The organism is Pristimantibacillus sp. Z349TD_6 (assembly GCF_056173205.1).
Window position 1 is genome coordinate 5,207,779 of sequence record NZ_CM149662.1, and the last position, 18,334, is coordinate 5,226,112.

Sequence of the window (18,334 nt, forward strand, 5' to 3'; positions counted from 1 at the left end):
AGAATGCATCCCCATTTCACGAAACGCCATTCTCAGGAATGAAACTATCATGCATGCCCACAATTTGTCAACACAAAAAAAGAAAATTAGCTATTTTCTAAATAATTCCTTTTTAGGTATTGACGTCCTCTGTTTTTAAGCATTATACTCTCGAAGAGATCATTGAGACTGATTATCAATACCATTTAGCTTGGAGGTACTGCAATTGTTATGAAAACTTGTCTCCCCCTATTTGCTGTGCTTCTGTTGCTCGTTTTTACAGGATGCAGTATCGGCAAAAGCAGCTCTTCAGAAATGAGCGATGGAAGTCTGATAGTAAAAGACTTTGCTGGACGCCAAATTGCTTTTAAGGAACCTCCCGCCAAAATTGTTGCTCTGGGCAGCGGCGAAGCTGATATTGTGGCAGCTTTAGGAGGAAATCTAGTCGGCCGACCTACAACATCCGCTCAGCCCGTTAATCGGGCAGTCCTCGAAGCTGAACAAATCGGAAATGCTCACGAGGTTGATTTGGAAAAAATAGCATTGCTTCGCCCTGATGTCGTGCTTGGCAATTATCCATTGAATGAGAAAGATATTCCCGTTCTTCAAGGAATCGGTGTACAGCTCCTGTTGACGGGTGCCAACTCCATCGAAGACATTAAACGCCAGATTGAGCTGATAGGCCAACTTCTTCGCAAAGAAGAGCAGGCAAAAGCAATTATCGCCAACATTGTTGATAAGATTGCTGTTTATAAACATACCGATGTAACCAACAAGCCGCGAGTGCTGCTTGTATATGGAGCACCAGGTACATTCATGGCAGCACTCCCTAATTCCTTGAGCGGCAACATACTCGAAACCGCTGGCGGAGTAAATATCGCTTCGGATTATCCGAGGCTGCAAAGCTTCCCGCAATACGCGCAGCTAAACGCAGAACGTGTTGTTGAAGCAGACCCCGACATCATTTTTTTCATGACGCATGGCAATCCGGAGGAAATCAAGAACAGCTTCATTCGTGAAATGGAGACTAATTCTGCATGGAGCAGCATATCCGCCGTCAAACAGCAGCGTATTGAAGTGCTGCCGCAGGACCTGTTCGGTACTAACCCTGGAACTCGTGTGATCGAAGCACTTGAGCTTATGGACCGCTTGCTGAAAGAAGTGCCTAACTGAAAGGATGCTAAATAAGGATTATGAATAAAGAAACACGTACAAAAAGACGTAAGCTGGCCTTCATCATCTCACCTATATTTCTGCTTTTAAGCGTTCTTATCGGGTTAATATCTGGATCAATCACGATTCCACTGCACGAGATATGGAGCATTCTTATCACAGGCGATTCATCAGCTCACTACGTAATATTGCTTGATCTTAGGCTCCCTAGAGTATTAATTGGTTTGTTGACAGGCGCATGCCTTGCTGCATCCGGAGCAATTCTGCAAAGTGTCATGCGCAATCCGCTTGCTGATCCCGGCATTATTGGCGTATCGGCAGGTGGCGGTCTCGCTGCTGTCATCACGATGGTGATGCTGCCGCAATTCAGCTTTTTATTGCCAGCTGCCGCTTTTGTTGGCGCCCTCTCTGCAAGTCTAATTATTTATTTTCTTTCATGGGATAAAGGTGCTTCACCTATTAAGATTGTATTAGCCGGTGTTGCAGTAAACGCGCTCGTGGGCGCCGTTATGAATGGCGTGATGGTCGTTTACAGCGACCGGGTTCAAGCTGTGCTTCCATGGCTTTCCGGCGGATTAAATGGACGAAGCTGGCATCATTTCAGCTTTATGCTGCCTTACGCGCTCGTTGGCCTCCTTCTTACGATACCAGCGGTCAAATCAGCTAATCTGCTGCTGCTCAGCGACGATTCTGCTCGCTTGCTGGGACAAAAAGTGGAGTTGCAGCGGCTTCTGCTTATTCTCTTATCTGCTCTGCTTGCAGGAATTGCAGTAAGCGCCGCAGGTCTTGTCGGCTTCGTTGGGCTGGTTGTGCCCCATATGGTCCGCCTTCTCATTGGAGACGATTACCGTTATTTGCTGCCAGTATCCATAATAACCGGTGCTGCTCTGGTCGTCATTGCCGATGCCGCGGCTCGTTCCTTATTCGACCCTGTTGAGCTGCCGGTTGGCATCTTATTAGCTTGCATCGGCGCACCGTTCTTTTTGTATTTGCTGAGGAGGAGTAACTGGCGATGAAGGCGATTCAAACCCATTCGTTAACGCTGGAAGCAGGCATGTTCAAGCTGTCCGATGTTAATATGGAAATCCCTAAAGGTAAAATAACTGCGATAGTCGGGCCAAATGGCTCAGGAAAATCAACGATGCTTAGATTAATCTCGGGTCTGCTGACTCCAGATAGCGGCAGCATTCTCATTAATGAGAAGAGTACGAGCGATTATAAAAGATCCGAATATGCCAAAAGTCTTTCCATGCTGACGCAAGCCAAAGATATGCTTCCTTCGCTGACCGTTCGCGAGCTGGTCGCTTATGGGCGTGCTCCTTACCAAAAAAGCTTCCGTCAGCGGCTAACTACGGAGGATGAACGCATCATTGATTGGGCATTGCGGGCAATGCGCATTCGGCGGCACGAAGACCGAATGTTTCATACTCTCTCCGGAGGCGAGCAGCAAAAGGCGCGAATCGCCATGGCATTAGCGCAGCAGACCGAAATTCTTTTGTTAGATGAGCCTACTACCTATCTGGACATGTGTCATCAGCTCGAGGTGCTGGAGACACTCGCCAAAATAAATCGGGAATATGGAACGACGATCGTTATGGTTCTGCACGATCTGCAGCAGGCAGCCGCTTATTGCCATTATATGATTGCCATGAAAGAAGGAGAGCTTGCTGACGCTGGAGAACCACGAACCATCATTACGCCTCGTTTCATGCGCTCCGTATTTGATTTGGATGCGAGAATCAGCTTTGCTGAACGTTATCCCATTATCATTCCTATACCCAAAACCGATGAGGAGGAAGAAACGATGATCATTGTGACGAATGTATCGCAAATTACGAAGGGCGAAGGAGAAAAGCTTGTTGAACGTTTTGATCGGGTAGGCAAAGTCGAGGAAATGGAAGGATTTCTTGGACTTGAGGTGCTTCTCACGCAAAACCTAAAGGACTACGACGAGGTTTCCATCGTTACAAGGTGGCAATCCAGAGATGATTTTAACAACTGGACAAAAAGCGAGGCGTTTCGTGAATCTCATTCCCACCGTAAAACGCCGGAATACATTTTATCTAACAAAATTATGTTTCAGGAAGTCAAAGTCAAGCGCACTCCGCTCCCTGCCGCGGAACGCAGCGATGAGCGGCTTGCCCAATAAGTTTCCTTCTTAACAAACAAGACAGCTATTCCTCCTCTAAACGAGGCGGCTGCTGTCTTGCTTTTGTCTGTTCATTTTTTACGAGCTTATCCGGCTGCTAAGTGAATGCTAGACCTTTTACAAGGATACTAGCGTCCCGCCTTCATTGGCAGAGCGCAGCTCTGCTTCAATGATTTCAAGCGTGCCTACCGCGCTCTCAGGTGCACAGATCGAAACTGGCTGCCCAGCATGAATAGATTCAATAAAATATTTGATTTCACGATAATAACCCATATCCTCAGACAATTCAGCGATAAAGCCTGGCGCATCATTTGGATTAACTTTCACTTGCCCATTTTCAAAAACGAGATTTCCGCCTTCAAAATTAACGCGATACGTCATAGCGAAGCCAAAGTCGCCTTCCAGCGTCCAATCTGCCTGAGCATTCAGCACCTTGCCGTCTGGATAAATATAATGAGTAGACACGACATCATAGCCGCTGCCTGGAATGACATTGCGTGCAATCGTTGATACCTTCTCAGGCTTGCCGAATAACCAGTGAACCATGTCTGCATCATGAATATGCATGTCCAGTAAACAGCCTCCGCTTTTGCTGCCATCCAGAAACCAACCCTTTGGCGCGGCAGAGCCTCTGAAGAAATAACCGCCCGTAACAGCTCCATAACGGCCATCCTCTACGCAAGCCTTCAAGTATTCATAAGCTGGCCAGAAGCGCAGGCATTGGCCGATCATCAACGTTTTTCCTGTGCGCTCTGCTGCATGTGCCATGCGCCAGCCATCCTCTGAACTTCCTGCCACAGGTTTCTCGCATAATACATGCAACCCTCTCTCAAGCATTGAGCAGGTTAAATCAGCATGCAGATTAGTAGGCAGCGTAATATCGACGATATCTAGTTCCTCGTTCTCTAGCATTGCAGCAATATTATCGTACAAACGGTAAGGCGCAAGATCATAGACGTCCTGCTCTGTCGCGATGTTTCCTGACGCTTTTCCTTCCTTCAACTCCTCGATCAGCAAATCGCAAATCGCTACGAGCTGAACAGGAGCTCCTTCCTTAGCAAGACGGACATAATTGTCAAAGTGCATCCGACCCATAAATCCAAAACCGATTAAACCAACCTTTAACATATTAAAAACCTCCTAATAGTTTTTGAGTAGATGAGTTCTAACGTCCTAATATGGCATCCATCGCTTTTGAAGTGTTGAAAATGATTTGTTCGGAATGGTGATTGTATGGCGGAATCATTTCTCCAGTTACATAATTGTCATAGCCAATTGCATGAAGCGCCTGCATGACAGCTGGGTAATCAACATCACCTGCTAATAGATCAACAAAGCCATGCAATCCGCCTGCTTGACGGCGGTAATCCTTGAAGTGTACCTTCTTGATGCGATGACCTAAAATACGAATCCATTGCTCAGGATAACCATTATGAAGCGCATTGCCGACGTCGAAATACGAGCCTACAAAACTCGAGTTATGCGCATCAATGAAGGAACGCATCTCAAGCGGCGATAACAAGAACTTGTTCCAAACATTCTCAATGCCAATCGAGACACCCGCGCTCTCAGCAAACGGAACAAGCTTCCCGATCGCTTCCAGCGCCCGGTCATATGCATATTCGTAATCAGCAACTTCACTGCCCGGTATAAAATCAACGCCAACAGCGCCTGGAATGACCAAAATGGTATCCACGCCGAGAGCCGCTGCAAGCTCCAGCTGTTTCTTGCACACATCGATTGCTTTCTCGCGTGTAGCCGCGTTTTCACTCGTCATTGGATAGGACCAGTACAAGCCTGTTGCTAAACCTGCAATTTCCAGTTCATTTTGCTGCAGTTCGTTTTTGATTTCTTGAATCTCTTTGTCGGATGCTGCTAGGCTAAGCTCGCCCGTCTCGTTCAATGACAGCTCGATTCCGTCAAAACCTGCTTTTTTTGCTGTACGAATGTTTTCTGCAATGGTTGAATCACCTTTGAAAGACCAAATATTAATCCCTTTTTTCATGTTGAACCCTCCTACATTTATGTTTTAAATAAATAACAGCCTGCCAAATTTACGGGGAAGATGAAAGTTTATCGCTTTGGTAGCCTGCCAAGCCTGGAATTCACGGTTGCCGTGTTTATCCTCATCAATTCGGTAAAAATTCACTCTCCAGCTTAATCCTTGCTCGAGAGGCTTCTTGAAATTCTCAACCGGAATATGCACAAAATAAATCCGTTCAGCATCGCCACTCGTTTCAACAGTTGTCTGAATACCCTCAAACCTCCATGCTAAGTCCGTCGAAGTGATCTCGGCTTCACCATCATTCGCAATCAGAGCATCAAAAACAACATTGTTCGGACTAACTTCTAGCTCTAGATAACGATGCCCAGTCCCATCCTCATCGATAAACAGCTCAACGACATCCTGCTCATAAAGCGGCTCATCGCGTATGGTAAAATCAGATACAACATGTGAATCCTTGCATAAATAGCGAATATGCAAATAGTTCTGGCTCCAGCATGCTCTTACTTCCGTACGCTCCTTAGGCTGCATGGCAGTAACCGTATCAACCAATTCAATCGCATCGAAGCTATCCCAATGGATAGCGCCAAAACCGGCGTCTTCGATGCTGATCGGCACTTGCCTGCAAAGATAGGTTTTACTCTCTTGAAATGCAGGAACCTCCATTTGTTCAAACTCCTTTTTAGATAATTACGTTATATTGAGTTTGCTGCAACTACATGTGATAATACGTTTATAATAAACGATTATTCTTGAAATTTATTTAGCTAGAATAGCGAATTTTTGGACAATTCCGTTCTCTTTTTTATTTTCTTAATGAAAGGAGCCTACCGCTTGGAAAAGTCTGAATCTCCCTTTCCACGCATTCGTTCAACTCCATTTCGCGAGTGGTCGCCCAGCGTCCACTACGCGCAGTTCCAGCGCTTGCCAACGGGTGCTCTGCCAAGACGTAGATTGTATGATTACGAGCTCCTGTACGTGTACCATGGCGAAGCAGCGACGACCATGCATGGGCAGCGCTATAAGATTGAAGCTGGTCAGCTTATCTTTTTGCCCTCTGGCGTCTATCACCAAAATGAAGTCGTTTCCAGCCCAAACGCTCGATTTCTCGGCATTCATTTTGATTTTTTTGATGAGCTCGATATTCAGACAGAGGCTGACATGGTTGTGAACGAAGCTGCTGTTTTGCCGAGTAAATTCATTTATGAGCCCTATGTTGAAGGGTTGGCTCCCTTATCCGATCATCCGGTCTACACGCCGCCTCTCGTATGCGTACAATTGATGGAGCAGCTTGTTCATGAATTCACTATGCGTCCTATTGGGTATGAGCTGGTTTGCAAAGGTCTAATGCTACATATATTGGCCCATTTGCTGCGATTGCCCTCATCTCGATCCGCTGGACAAACCTCACTTCATGGCGGCAGGATTGCCGAGTTAATGGAGGAAATAGAGGCATCACCTGCTGCCAATTGGACAAACACAACGATTGCTGCAAAGCTGAATTTGAGCATCGACCATACCGCGAAGCTGTTTAAGCAAATCGCCGGCATACCTCCTAGCGAATATGTTCAATCGATACGTCACCGTGAAGCTAGAAGGCTTCTTCGGGAATCCGAGCTTTCAATCGAAAACGTCGGCAGCATCGTCGGCTATTCCGATATCCACTACTTCAGCCGGATATTCCGCCGTCATGAAGGAATATCTCCGCGTGAATATCGGAAATTGTCCAAAATATTATAAAAAAAGAGCTCTATATAATGAAAGCCGAATACCTACAGTGGTGTTCGGCTTTTAACTTTTCTTCATGTTTGGACAAACTAAAAAACACTTCTTTGCTTTGTCCATTGAGTACAGCTCGTGTATCTATTACGATAATGTATATCGATAATGATTATCATTATCTTATAACATCTATTGGGGGAGAATTAAAATGTATCAAGGAACAAAATCAGCCGCTCTTTTGGCTACATTCGCACTAATGGGAACCCTATTGCTAGCCTGTGGCAGCAATTCAGCAAATTCGGGCAATACAGCGAGTCCAGCTGCTGAAGCAACAAAAGCACCTGAAGCAACGGAACAAACAGCCGATACCACCCGCTCCTTCACCGACTGGTCGAAGCATGAGGTAGAAGTTCCTGTTACTCCACAGCGTGTTATCTTTCACGGTGAAACTACCGGTGATTTGCTTGCGCTAGGCGTTAAGCCGATCGGCGTCATACAGGATATGATTAAAGGGACGGTATTTGAGCAGCAGCTCACTGGTGTCGAGGACGTAGGTTTTCCGCTCAGCGTCGAGAAATCTTTAACACTGCAGCCTGATCTTATTATTTTCTCGAATTCGGACGAACAGCAGTATGAGGTTATTTCAAAGGTTGCTCCAACGGTAACGTTCAACTCCTTCGCCACGCTGGAGGACAGAATGCGTACGCTAGGGGATTTGTTAAATAAGAAGCAAGAAGCTGAGGATTGGCTTGCAGAGCACGCGGTCAAAACAGCAGATATGTGGAAACAAATTCACGATAGCGGTATAAAAGAAAGAGAAACGGCAGCCGTATTTACAATGTATCCTGGCAACCGCCTGTTTATTATGGCTGGCACTGGGCTACCGCAATTTTTATATGAGAAAGGCGGCTTAAAGCCAACGCCAATCATCCAGGATCTTATTGATAAAGAACAAGGTTTCGCAGAAATCTCTACTGAACTTCTGCCAGAATATGCGGCTGACCGCATCTTCATTCTGAATCCAGTCGCTCCTGAGGCGCAGCAATCAACGAACGAGCTTATGAAAAGCGATTTATGGCTCAAGCTCCCTGCCGTGAAAAATGGACAAGTATACAATTTTGATTTGCTCAAAGCTTCCAGCGACGCACTTTCTAGAGAATGGTTGTTAGAAGAGCTGCCAAAAGCACTTATTAAAAAATAAATGCTGCTTAACGTCTGTTGAACTAGAAGAAGCTCTTCAACTACGGTTGATAAGCTTCTTCTATTTGTTTATAATGAAATTAATTGATAACGATTCTCAATACTGAAATGAGGCTACAGCCATGTCTAACTTAACGCATCAGACTTTACCTCTGCGCTCCTTAAGCTTCCATTTTGTAGATATGAAGCTGTACAGCCATACAGAGGGTGAAGTATTAGCGGAGAAAGTGACTTCCTGCTATACGATGCTTATATCGAGGAGCGGCAGAGGCAGACTGTTTATGGGTAATGAAAGTTCCCTTTTCTCGTCCTACAGTTCTTTCCTTCTATCCCCGAACACTGCATATCAATTTGAAAACATAGGCGACGGCAAATTGGAATATTACCTTATCTCTTTCCACATCCTTCATTTGCTAAACCAAGGTCCTGTGCTTTATACGGAGCAGCTATTTCCGAACCGTCAAGAGCTGCGCGTTTATCCGCTCGCACAATGGATGGATTTGCTGAGCCAGCTTTATACCGGAATTACGGACTGCGATAACATTGAAGCGCATCGTCAGCAAACGCATTTTCAGAAGCTTATCGGATTTGTTCTTGAACATAACCTGCAATTCGACTCGATGAGCAGCTCCACGCAAACGGTTGAACAAACGATTCAATATATGCAAAATCATTTTCAGAACCGAATAACGGTCAAGCAGCTCGTCGATATGGCCAACGTACCTGCTTGGCAGTTCACTTCAATATTCAAGGAGTTGACTGGCAAGAAACCGCTTGATTATTTGAATGAGCTTCGTATCAGTCGGTCCAAGGATTGGCTAATCCATACCGATAATACTTTGCGCGATATCGCAGATCGTGTCGGCTTTACCGATGAGTATTATTTCAGCCGCCGCTTCCGTCTTATAACCGGCTTTTCTCCAAGGCAATATGCCCTATCGATGCGCCAAAATATACTTGTTAAGGATTGGGACGGTCACGAGGTCAGCATTCCCGCTCAGCCCAATCGCATTTTTTATTGTGGTGAAAGTATCGGAGATATGAATACGCTTGGCATTCAGCTTGTAGGAAGCCATATGATCAGCAAAGGCGAGCCTTTTCGTTCGGAACAGGCTTCTGCTCTATCGCCTGACTTAATTATATTCGACCATTCTGATGAAAGCTTGTACGCACAAATGTCAGAGCTTGCGCCTACGCTTACCTATAATTCACGCGGGTCGCTTGATGAGAGACTGCTCATGCTTGGAGAGTGGTTTGGCAAAAAAAAAGAAGCCCAGCAATGGCTTCTTCATTATAATAGCAGTACGTTATTGATGTGGCAGCAGCTTCAGGCGTGTATTCGGCCTAACGAAACAGCTTCTGTCTTTATCTATCATCGGGGAAAACGTTTATTTGTCATGGGCAATATCGGTTTATCCTCTATACTGTACCATCCAGACGGTTTCCGGCCTACAGGGAAAGTTCAAGACATTCTGAAGTCTGGCAGACCCTATAAGGAAATTACAGAAAAAACCATCCAACAATACGCAGGCGACCGCGTATTCATGATGCTGCCCGAAAATGAGGAGTCCAAAGCAGCCATGGAGAAATTAGTGAATAGCCCAATCTGGAGAAACCTTCCTGCTGTCAAAAATGGCTTCAGTTACGTGCTTGACGAACGCGACTGGAATCAGGAGGATGCTTCAGCAAGGGATAAGCTGCTATTGCTTCTCCCCGAGCTGCTGAACCAAACCTCATAAATCCCCTTATGCGCCGAATTGAGCTTGGTGAAGCCTGCTGTAAGCACCACGCGCGTCGAGCAATTCATCATGATTGCCTTGCTCGGCAATCCCTTGCTCAGCTACAACTACGATGCGGTCAGCATTCTTGATCGTAGCAAGACGATGAGCGATAACAAGCGTCGTTCTGCCGCGGGACAGCTCAGCAAGCGCTAGCTGAATCGCCGCTTCCGTCTCGGTATCCAGCGCGGATGTCGCCTCATCCAAAATAAGGATCGGCGGGTTCTTCAGAAACATTCGTGCAATGGAGAGCCTCTGCTTCTGTCCTCCCGACAACTTAACCCCTCTCTCGCCTATCATTGTATTCAATCCCTCAGGCTGCGATAAGATTAACTCCTCCAGCTGCGCCTGACGAGCGGCTTTCATAATTTCTTCCTCCGACGCTCCGAGTTTGCCGTAAGCAATATTTTCTCGAATCGATCCATCAAAGAGGAACACATCCTGCTGCACAATCCCAATGTTGGAGCGCAGTGATTCAAGCGTCATATCCCGCAAATCAATGTTGTCGATCGTAATCGAGCCTTCTTCGACATCGTAGAAACGCGGAAGCAAGCTGCATAACGTTGTTTTCCCCGCTCCCGATGGCCCTACAAGAGCTACCGTCTCACCTGCGCGAATCGATAGGCTGAGACCTTGCAGCACCTTGTCTTTATTCTCATAACCAAACGTCACTTTGTTAAAGCGAATATCACCTTTGAGATGGCTTACCACTTGTGCATTCGGCGCATCGGCAATATCTGGTTCCGTTTCGAGCAATTCCAAATAACGTTTGAATCCGGCTATTCCTTTTGGATACGTCTCAATGACAGAGTTGATCTGTTTAATCGGACCTAAGAATACGTTCGAGAGCATAACAAATGCGATAAACTCGCCATAGCTCATATCGCCTTGAATAACGAACCACGTACCGCATACGAGTACAAACAAAGAAATGAGCTTCATTAGAATAAAGCTGATTGACGAGTTCCATGCCATCACGCGATATGCAATGAGCTTCGTCAAACGGAAACGACCGTTATTTTCAGCAAAACGTGCCATTTCATGCTTTTCATTTGCAAACGCTTGAACGACACGAATGCCGCTCACGTTATTTTCAACGCGTGCATTGTAGTCAGCGATATCAGAAAACATCCGATTAAAGGCTGCTGACATTTTACGGCTGAAGTACAGCGACAAATAAATCATAAGCGGTATAATAATAAAGGTCATTAACGCAAGCTGATAGTTAATGCTCAGCATAATACCGAACGCACCAGTCAGCGTCATTAAAGCAATAAATAAATCCTCCGGCCCATGATGGGCGATCTCTCCAATATCCATCAAGTCATTTGTCATCCGCGATACCAAATGTCCTGTCTTGTTATTGTCGAAGAAACGGAAGCTCAGCTTTTGTACACGATCAAACAGCTGCTTGCGCATATCGGACTCGATGTTGATTCCGAGCTTATGTCCCCAATAGGTAACGACATAATGCAGCGCAGAGCTGAACACATAAATGACTAATAGTCCGATACAAGCATACAAAATCCATTTCCAGTTGCCGCTCGGCAAAAGATCATCCACAACCCGGTTAACAGCAAGCGGAAAAGCAAGCTCAAGCAATGCAGCCAAAATGGCGCATGAAAAATCTAAAATAAACAGCTTCTTGTAGGGCTTGTAATAAGCAAAAAAACGACGCAGCATATCCAGCTTCCTTCCTAATCTATTTTATGACACATTCAATGATAACCATTATCATTTGTGGCTAATCTATCGTAGAACAAAAGGGTAAGGGGAGGCAATGGACAAATGTGATCATTTTTTTGTACAAAATGAAGCAACATCATCCGGAAAGATGTCATGATTTTGTAGATGTCATGTCCTTTTCTCACCATTTCATGCCTAATACAGCTGTGCTAAAGTAGAATCACTACAATGAAATGAGGGATATTGAAATGACAAGAACGATCCGAATCGGAATTATTGGAAGCGGCGGTATTGCAAGAGCGCATGCTTCAGCTTATAAAAAAATGCCTCTTCACGTGGAAATCGTGGCGGTGGCAGACAGCATAGCAGGAAAAGCGCAAGCTTTTATTGATCAAGAGGAACTTGTAAACGCCGTTGCTTTTGATGATCATAAGAAATTATTAGAGCTTGACCTAGACGGCGTCAGCATCTGCACACCAAACTTTGCACATTCTGAAACTTCAATAAACGCTTTGAATGCAGGCAAGCACGTGCTCGTAGAGAAGCCGATGTCTGTCACACTCCAGCAGTCCATCGATATGGTCGAAGCCGCTGAACGCAGTGGAAAAATTTTGACGGTTGGCTTCCAGCCGAGATACGATCCCAATATGTCGTTGATTCAAGAAATTGTTCAATCGGGAAAACTTGGTAACGTTTACTTTGTTGAAACAGGCGGCGGCAGACGGCGCGGTATGCCTGGCGGCACTTTTATTTCCAAAGAGCTTGCAGGTGCTGGCGCAATGGCTGATATCGGCTGCTATTCGCTTGATATGGCGCTTAATGCGCTCGGCTACCCTAAGCCGCTTACTGTATCGGCTTATACATCAAATCATTTTGGAACAAATCCGAAATACCATCGTGAAGCAGCCAACTTTGAAGTTGAGGATTTTGGCGTGGCAATGATTCGTCTTGAGGGCGACATCGTTCTCAATTACAAAATCAGCTGGGCTATGCATATGGATTCGTTAGGTGCAACGATGTTCCTTGGAACTGACGGCGGCCTTAAAGTCACTCCAGCAGGCACAGGCCCTTGGAGCGGTGTTTGGGATGGTAGCGTAGGCAGCATGACGCTTTATCACGATGTCGTTGATCAGCATATCCATTCGACTATTCCTGTTATCCAACATGGACTAAACTTGTTCGATGAGAAAGTAAGAGACTTTGTTGCAGCGATCGCAGAAAATCGTCCAGCTCCTATTCCTGGAGCAGAAATTTTGTACAACCAAGCGATTATCGACGGAGTGCTCCGTTCAGCTGCAAGCAAGCGTGAAGTTACAATAGAGCTGCCTTAAGCTCATCACACACAAAAAATGGCGGTGCAAGATTACTCTTGCCCGCCATTTTTGTATTCTTTTCTAATCTTTCAACCGCAAGTAGAAAAAAAGAAGCAATCATTTCGGCGGGTATCCTTCCATACATTAATCTATAACCTGTAAGACGGAAAGGAGCCTGCAATGTACGGCAATCAAATTTACTATACCGCTATTCCCATTCCCTGCAAAAACGTGTCCACGATTGAAGTTTTGGGCGAAGGGATCGTTACAGCTGCTCCAGACACAGCCTTGGTCATCCTTGGCGCTGTTACCGAAGGCAAGGAGCTGCAAGCGATACAAGCTGAAAATGCACAAATTACAGCAGATATTATACAATCCCTTCTCGATTTAAGCATCCCGCGCGAACATATCCAAACGAATGATTATCGTATCGAAATGATGTATGATTTTCCGGACGGAAAGCAAGTCTTTCAAGGCTACAAAGTAACTCATCTCCTGCAAATCACCATTGATCAAATTGCACTCACTGGAACTGTAGTAGATACCGCCGTTTCTCACGGTGCCAATACAGTCACTTCCATTCAGTTCTCGGTTTCCGATAGAAAACCGTTGGAAAATGAGGCCTTGTCGCTTGCTGTCCAGAACGCCCGACTGAAAGCTGCTGCTATCGCAAATGCATTAGGAACATCCATTTCTGCCGTTCCCAGCAAAGTTCAGGAAGTATCCAGTTCATCTGAACCTTTCCCTATCCAGAGAACCTTCCAATCCGATGTTATGGTCACACCAATCGAACCTGGACAACAGAAGATTTTTGCTGCTGTTCGTGTATGGTTCGCGCAAATCACATAAAAAAAGAAGCCGCTCCATCCCGGAGCGGCTTCAACCCATTCTAATTATACAGATGAAATAATGCCGCGGTTACTATTTTTTGCGAAGTTGATAATGGACTCATATTGCGTTTTAGCAATGCGACGGTCAGACATGGGAAGCTGAGGATTTTTGACTATCTCGGCTAGTTTCTTAAGCTCATGCATTTCCTCAGTTGTCACTTTGACCGTTATTTTCCCCACACGCTCCACCCTCCTTCGATATTTTTGTAAAAAATCGATTAGTCAAGCAAAAACGCCTTCGGCGTCCTTTAGACGCTGAAGTAGCTTTTACAGTGAAATATAAGATAAGTATGAGAAAATGATATACTTTCTTATATTTAAGCAAAAGGATTATCAGCTATGGTCATTATACGCAAAACTTAAGTAAACTTGCATGTTATTTCGGTGGCGTTTGCGGATTTGAATCATCTATTTCTTCAGGAAACAAATCAGCAAACTCTTTGTTCTGCTTGCTCTTCAGGTAAGATAAGCCTGCGTAGCCTGCCAGCAATGAACTGCTCACGACTGCAAAGTTGTCCGATGTATTGGCCATAGCCAGCGCTGTTTTTGCTAATATGCCTGTTCCGATTGCGATCAGCAAATCGCCGAGAAAGCCGAGATCAAAAAATATCTTTTTTTTCGCATTGCTATGATCTCTGAAGCCGATGACAAAAATAACAAAATAATAACAGCGCTGAATCCACTTTACTAACCAATTTGAAGAAAGGGATAATCCTTCTTCATCATATTCTATGACGAGTTTCGGCATTTCGATAATCCCATTTTTCACAAAATGTCCGATGAGGCCGCCTACTAAGCTCATGGAGATTGATAAGCCAAACACCTGAATAAAGGCTTGAAAGCTTGAAATAACCATCGCCGCATGACCACCTTTCAACAACACTCGTTTGGCAGCACTTTTTGGCACTACTCTCACTTTATGTTGCTGATGCATGGTTCACGACTATTATTTTTTGGTTCCATCCTCAAAAAGCTCTAACAGCATGTTTGGAATGGAGCCGCTTTGATTGTTCATGATCAGCCGAAGCATCTCATCGCCCAGATCATCCTCACGCTCTTCTTTAATGGCTGCGATCTCATTATGCAGTCGCTCCATCTTCTGGTCCAGCGCGGATGCAGAATCTGCTGCTTCTTTTAGTTCATTCAGTAAGCGAGGAGGTATCGCCTGTTTATATTTATAATAGATTTTGTGCTCCAGGCTCGCCCAGAAATCCATCGCTATCGTTCGAATTTGAACTTCTACACATACATTTTCCACTCGATCCGATATGAACACCGGCACCTCAATGAGCAAATGCAAGCTTTGGTAGCCGTTTGGCTTCGGATTTTTTATATAGTCTTTAACCTCCAATAAGGTCAAATCACTCTGATTGCTTAACATGTCGCTAATCCGGTAAATATCAGAAATAAAAGAGCAGGTTATTCGCAGGCCTGCTATATCTTTAATGTGATTCCGAATGCCGTTAAAAGAAAGCTCGCTTTGCTTCCGATATAGCTTTTCGACAATGCTTTTAGGCGACTTTAGGCGCGAGCTTGTATGCTCAATCGGATTGTATTCATGCAGTAAATGAAATTCTTCCTTTAATATTTCGACTTTTGTCTCAAGCTCTTGAATCGCAAATTTGTACATCATTAGAAACCGTGTGATTTGCTGCTTCATGTCTTTCATTTTTTGCATTTGATCCATAACCATACTTCCGTATTCCCCTTCCAATTCTTGCTGCTGAAATGTTTCGATTAGATCCCGCTAATCATCTAGCGATGTAAATATTCGTCTCAAATGCTCCAAATCCTCTTGCGAGATCCTCTCACTCATATATCGGATAATAGCATCATCATTTTCATTAAAAGCCTTCACAAATTGTTTGCCTTCATCTGTAATTTCCAAATAAACGACTCGTCTATCATCCTCGCTGCGATTTCTGCGAATAAGCCCTCTTTCCACGAGCTTGTCCCCGATGAGCGTAACCCCGCCCGCAGTAACCAAAAGCAATTCAGCTAGGTCCGTCGACTTCATGGGACTTTGTTTATCTAAATGTTGAAGCATTCTTGTTTGATTAATGGAGAAGCTGCAATCTATTCCTTTATACCATTCGGTTTTTAATTTTTTGTAAACAACCTTTAATTGCGGAAACAATTCTTTCCATTCCTCGTAGTTGTTCATGTTCCACCTCATTTCTGTTGTTTTGTTGACTTCCTATCATAATAATAACTATAATTACGTAGGTAACCTAATTACTTTATAAAATAAGTTCACCGAGGTGAATCCAATGTCCGCAGATAAATATGAAAATGTGACAGACTTAATCGATGTTTTCCATAAATTCGCTAAAGCCGACTGGCGGAAAAAAACGATGTGGGGCGGTCTTAAAGCGAGCGAGGTTCGAATGCTCGTTTGTGTGAAAAAAAGCAATGATAAAGGTTCAACAGGAACGACAGTTACAGAAATCAGCAAATTGCTGCAAGTCACCTCTCCAACCGTTACACAGATGCTTAATAGCTTAATTGCATCTGGTCATGTGGTTCGTACATCCGATAACATAGATCGAAGAATTACCGAAATAAAATTAACGGAGACTGGCGAAGAAATTGCCCAAAAAGCAATAGACCGTTTTATCTCCATGTTCAAAGGCTTGATTGATCATTTAGGCAAGGAGCAAAGTGATCAGCTTGTCGTCATGTTAAACCAAGTATTCCACTATTTGGACTCTGCCAAAACAAATGATGACTTTTAATAAACAAAGGGATTTCGCTTCCTGCAAAGCTGCAGGAAGCGAAATCCCTCCTATAGGAGCCGCTCTTATTAATTATTAAGAGCAGGCTCTTTTTTCAACTTTTCAGATGGCTCTACAGTAACTGCTTCTTTCTTGTCAGAAGAGCGAAGCGGAATTTCTTTCAAGAAGAACACGAGTAAAAACGCGACGATCAGCAAGGACATACCGAACAAGAATACAACCGTCAAGGAATCGCTTAGTACCGAGCGAACCATCTCGATGATGTGAGTGAACAAAGGCTGAATTTGTTCCGGCAGCGTCGCATGAAGCTCCTTCAGCTTCGGTTGATCGAGCAGCATTTGCGGGTTAAGGAAACTAGACAATTTCTCAGCTGTAGCCGCATCTACTTGACTTAAATCAGGTCCTTGCCCTGCTGCGACAGCATCCTTCAGCTTACTGGTTAAAGTGGAGTTCATAACCGTACCCATCACTGCAATACCAATCGTACCGCCCAGGTTACGGAACAACGTAGCTGTTGCTGTAGCCACACCAAGCTGTGAAGGCTCTACTGCATTTTGAACGGTTAATGTAAATACTGGCATTGAAATACCAAGTCCAATACCAAATACGATCATTGCAGCAACCGCAACGCCAACATTAGTCATGAATGCCATCATAAGCATACCCGCGACCATGAATGGCATACCGATAAGGGCGAATCGTTTGTATTTGCCTGATTTGGAAATCCAACGACCAGACATTGCACTTAGGAAAATCATGGCGATCGACATCGGCATGTTTACAAAGCCCGAGTTCGTTGGTGAAATACCAAGCACACCCTGCACGAAGAATGGCAGGTACATCATCGCACCCATCATGCCGGCATTCATAAGGAAACCGACGGAGTTGGAGATCGTTACAATGCTGTTTTTAAACATCGACAAAGGCAATACTGGGCTTTTGGCTTGACGTTCTACAAGAATCAATAGAACTAATAACACTGCTGCAGAGGCGAACATGCCAATAATTTGTGGCGAGCCCCAGTCATATTTTGTACCTGCCCATGAGAAGCCGAGCAGCAATGCAATAAGCATAAGTGAAAGCAATAATGAACCCCAATAGTCAATGGATTCCGTTGTTTTACGCGCTGTTTTTGGAAACATGGACCAAATCATACCAAATGCAATTATGCCAAGCGGTAGGAAAATCCAGAAAATCCACTTCCAAGCGATATGATCGACCATAAAGCCGCCTAATGTTGGCCCGATTACACTTGAGAAGCCGAATATGGCCATCATTAATCCAGTCCATTTCGCCCGTTCTCTAGGTGCGAACAAATCACCAACCGCCGTAACGGTAGCTGACATCAGAATACCGCCGCCTATACCTTGAATACCACGATAAGTGATGAGCTGGAATACCGTAGTTGAAGTGCCGCATAAGAAGGCTCCGATTATAAATAACACGATACCGACTAACAAAAACGGCTTCCTTCCGTAAATATCCGAAAGCTTACCTACAAGTACAGTAGCAATCGTTGATGTGAGCATATAGATGGTAATAACCCATGTGTAATACTCGATGCCACCCAAAATGGCAATAATGCGCGGCATAGCCGTACTTACGATTGTCTGATTGATAGCTGCGAAAAACATAGCTGCCATCAGAGCAATCATGATTGTTAACTTTTTCTTCTGACTCAGTTGCTCCATATGCTCTGCACTC

The 18,334-nt window shown here is 44.7% G+C and carries 18 protein-coding genes; 9 read left to right on the forward strand and 9 right to left on the reverse strand.

What is annotated here, in order from left to right:
- The first annotated feature begins 210 nt into the window (after positions 1 to 210).
- The 3 genes from AC0VYE_RS22895 to isdG are packed head-to-tail and all read left to right on the forward strand — an operon-like array spanning position 211 to position 3,301.
- Entirely contained in the window at positions 211 to 1,152 is a 942-nt protein-coding gene (locus tag AC0VYE_RS22895; protein ID WP_076270887.1) for an ABC transporter substrate-binding protein, read from the forward strand.
- Positions 1,153 to 1,172: 20 nt separating this feature from the next.
- The gene (locus AC0VYE_RS22900) at positions 1,173 to 2,168 is read left to right on the forward strand and encodes a FecCD family ABC transporter permease (protein ID WP_475442973.1); all 996 of its coding nucleotides are present in this window, start codon (positions 1,173 to 1,175) and stop codon (positions 2,166 to 2,168) included.
- Positions 2,165 to 3,301, forward strand: coding sequence for a heme oxygenase (gene isdG, locus AC0VYE_RS22905; RefSeq protein ID WP_475442974.1), 1,137 nt, complete (start codon positions 2,165 to 2,167; stop codon positions 3,299 to 3,301). The genes AC0VYE_RS22900 and isdG overlap by 4 nt, the downstream gene beginning before the upstream one ends.
- Before the next feature lie 117 nt (positions 3,302 to 3,418).
- Here isdG and AC0VYE_RS22910 read toward each other — a convergent pair whose 3' ends face one another.
- Genes AC0VYE_RS22910 through AC0VYE_RS22920 form a run of 3 tightly spaced genes read right to left on the reverse strand, consistent with a single transcriptional unit; the run spans position 3,419 to position 5,972 of the window.
- Complete coding sequence (locus AC0VYE_RS22910) at positions 3,419 to 4,429, reverse strand: Gfo/Idh/MocA family protein (protein WP_076270890.1); 1,011 nt, start codon at positions 4,427 to 4,429, stop codon at positions 3,419 to 3,421.
- A 37-nt stretch (positions 4,430 to 4,466) separates the two neighbouring features.
- The gene (locus AC0VYE_RS22915; RefSeq protein ID WP_339203771.1) at positions 4,467 to 5,306 is read right to left on the reverse strand and encodes a sugar phosphate isomerase/epimerase family protein; all 840 of its coding nucleotides are present in this window, start codon (positions 5,304 to 5,306) and stop codon (positions 4,467 to 4,469) included.
- A 24-nt stretch (positions 5,307 to 5,330) separates the two neighbouring features.
- On the reverse strand, positions 5,331 to 5,972 hold the full coding sequence (locus AC0VYE_RS22920) for a carbohydrate-binding family 9-like protein (protein ID WP_076270892.1): 642 nt from the start codon (positions 5,970 to 5,972) through the stop codon (positions 5,331 to 5,333).
- Between the two features lie 168 nt (positions 5,973 to 6,140).
- Here AC0VYE_RS22920 and AC0VYE_RS22925 point away from each other — a divergent pair, with 168 nt between their 5' ends.
- The 3 genes from AC0VYE_RS22925 to AC0VYE_RS22935 all read left to right on the forward strand — a co-directional run bounded on the left by AC0VYE_RS22925 (position 6,141) and on the right by AC0VYE_RS22935 (position 9,967).
- Complete coding sequence (locus tag AC0VYE_RS22925) at positions 6,141 to 7,046, forward strand: AraC family transcriptional regulator (protein ID WP_256711053.1); 906 nt, start codon at positions 6,141 to 6,143, stop codon at positions 7,044 to 7,046.
- A 190-nt stretch (positions 7,047 to 7,236) separates the two neighbouring features.
- A complete protein-coding gene (locus AC0VYE_RS22930) occupies positions 7,237 to 8,229 on the forward strand; it encodes an ABC transporter substrate-binding protein (protein WP_475442975.1) in 993 nt (330 codons plus the stop codon).
- 121 nt (positions 8,230 to 8,350) lie between these two features.
- Entirely contained in the window at positions 8,351 to 9,967 is a 1,617-nt protein-coding gene (locus AC0VYE_RS22935) for an ABC transporter substrate-binding protein (RefSeq protein WP_475442976.1), read from the forward strand.
- A gap of 6 nt (positions 9,968 to 9,973) precedes the next feature.
- Here AC0VYE_RS22935 and AC0VYE_RS22940 read toward each other — a convergent pair whose 3' ends face one another.
- Entirely contained in the window at positions 9,974 to 11,689 is a 1,716-nt protein-coding gene (locus tag AC0VYE_RS22940) for an ABC transporter ATP-binding protein (RefSeq protein ID WP_475442977.1), read from the reverse strand.
- 251 nt (positions 11,690 to 11,940) lie between these two features.
- Here AC0VYE_RS22940 and AC0VYE_RS22945 point away from each other — a divergent pair, with 251 nt between their 5' ends.
- Both AC0VYE_RS22945 and AC0VYE_RS22950 read left to right on the forward strand, forming a co-directional pair.
- Positions 11,941 to 13,023 carry a Gfo/Idh/MocA family protein gene (locus AC0VYE_RS22945; RefSeq protein ID WP_076270896.1) on the forward strand — a complete coding sequence of 361 codons (1,083 nt, stop codon included), beginning with the start codon at positions 11,941 to 11,943 and terminating at the stop codon, positions 13,021 to 13,023.
- Between the two features lie 162 nt (positions 13,024 to 13,185).
- Positions 13,186 to 13,854 carry an SIMPL domain-containing protein gene (locus tag AC0VYE_RS22950; protein WP_475442978.1) on the forward strand — a complete coding sequence of 223 codons (669 nt, stop codon included), beginning with the start codon at positions 13,186 to 13,188 and terminating at the stop codon, positions 13,852 to 13,854.
- A gap of 44 nt (positions 13,855 to 13,898) precedes the next feature.
- Here AC0VYE_RS22950 and AC0VYE_RS22955 read toward each other — a convergent pair whose 3' ends face one another.
- The 4 genes from AC0VYE_RS22955 to AC0VYE_RS22970 form a co-directional block, all read right to left on the reverse strand.
- On the reverse strand, positions 13,899 to 14,075 hold the full coding sequence (locus AC0VYE_RS22955; protein ID WP_161807520.1) for a hypothetical protein: 177 nt from the start codon (positions 14,073 to 14,075) through the stop codon (positions 13,899 to 13,901).
- Positions 14,076 to 14,271: 196 nt separating this feature from the next.
- Positions 14,272 to 14,829, reverse strand: a complete 558-nt coding sequence (locus tag AC0VYE_RS22960; protein ID WP_144376882.1) for a hypothetical protein — start codon at positions 14,827 to 14,829, stop codon at positions 14,272 to 14,274.
- Positions 14,830 to 14,841: 12 nt separating this feature from the next.
- Positions 14,842 to 15,588: a GTP pyrophosphokinase gene (locus AC0VYE_RS22965; RefSeq protein WP_076270899.1), complete on the reverse strand. Its 747-nt coding sequence runs from the start codon at positions 15,586 to 15,588 to the stop codon at positions 14,842 to 14,844.
- 54 nt (positions 15,589 to 15,642) lie between these two features.
- Positions 15,643 to 16,059 carry a MarR family winged helix-turn-helix transcriptional regulator gene (locus tag AC0VYE_RS22970; RefSeq protein WP_076270900.1) on the reverse strand — a complete coding sequence of 139 codons (417 nt, stop codon included), beginning with the start codon at positions 16,057 to 16,059 and terminating at the stop codon, positions 15,643 to 15,645.
- 106 nt (positions 16,060 to 16,165) lie between these two features.
- Between AC0VYE_RS22970 and AC0VYE_RS22975 the strand changes: the two genes are divergently transcribed.
- Positions 16,166 to 16,630: a MarR family winged helix-turn-helix transcriptional regulator gene (locus AC0VYE_RS22975; protein ID WP_076270901.1), complete on the forward strand. Its 465-nt coding sequence runs from the start codon at positions 16,166 to 16,168 to the stop codon at positions 16,628 to 16,630.
- Positions 16,631 to 16,698: 68 nt separating this feature from the next.
- Here AC0VYE_RS22975 and AC0VYE_RS22980 read toward each other — a convergent pair whose 3' ends face one another.
- A complete protein-coding gene (locus AC0VYE_RS22980; RefSeq protein ID WP_475442979.1) occupies positions 16,699 to 18,321 on the reverse strand; it encodes an MDR family MFS transporter in 1,623 nt (540 codons plus the stop codon).
- Between the last annotated feature and the right edge of the window lie 13 nt (positions 18,322 to 18,334).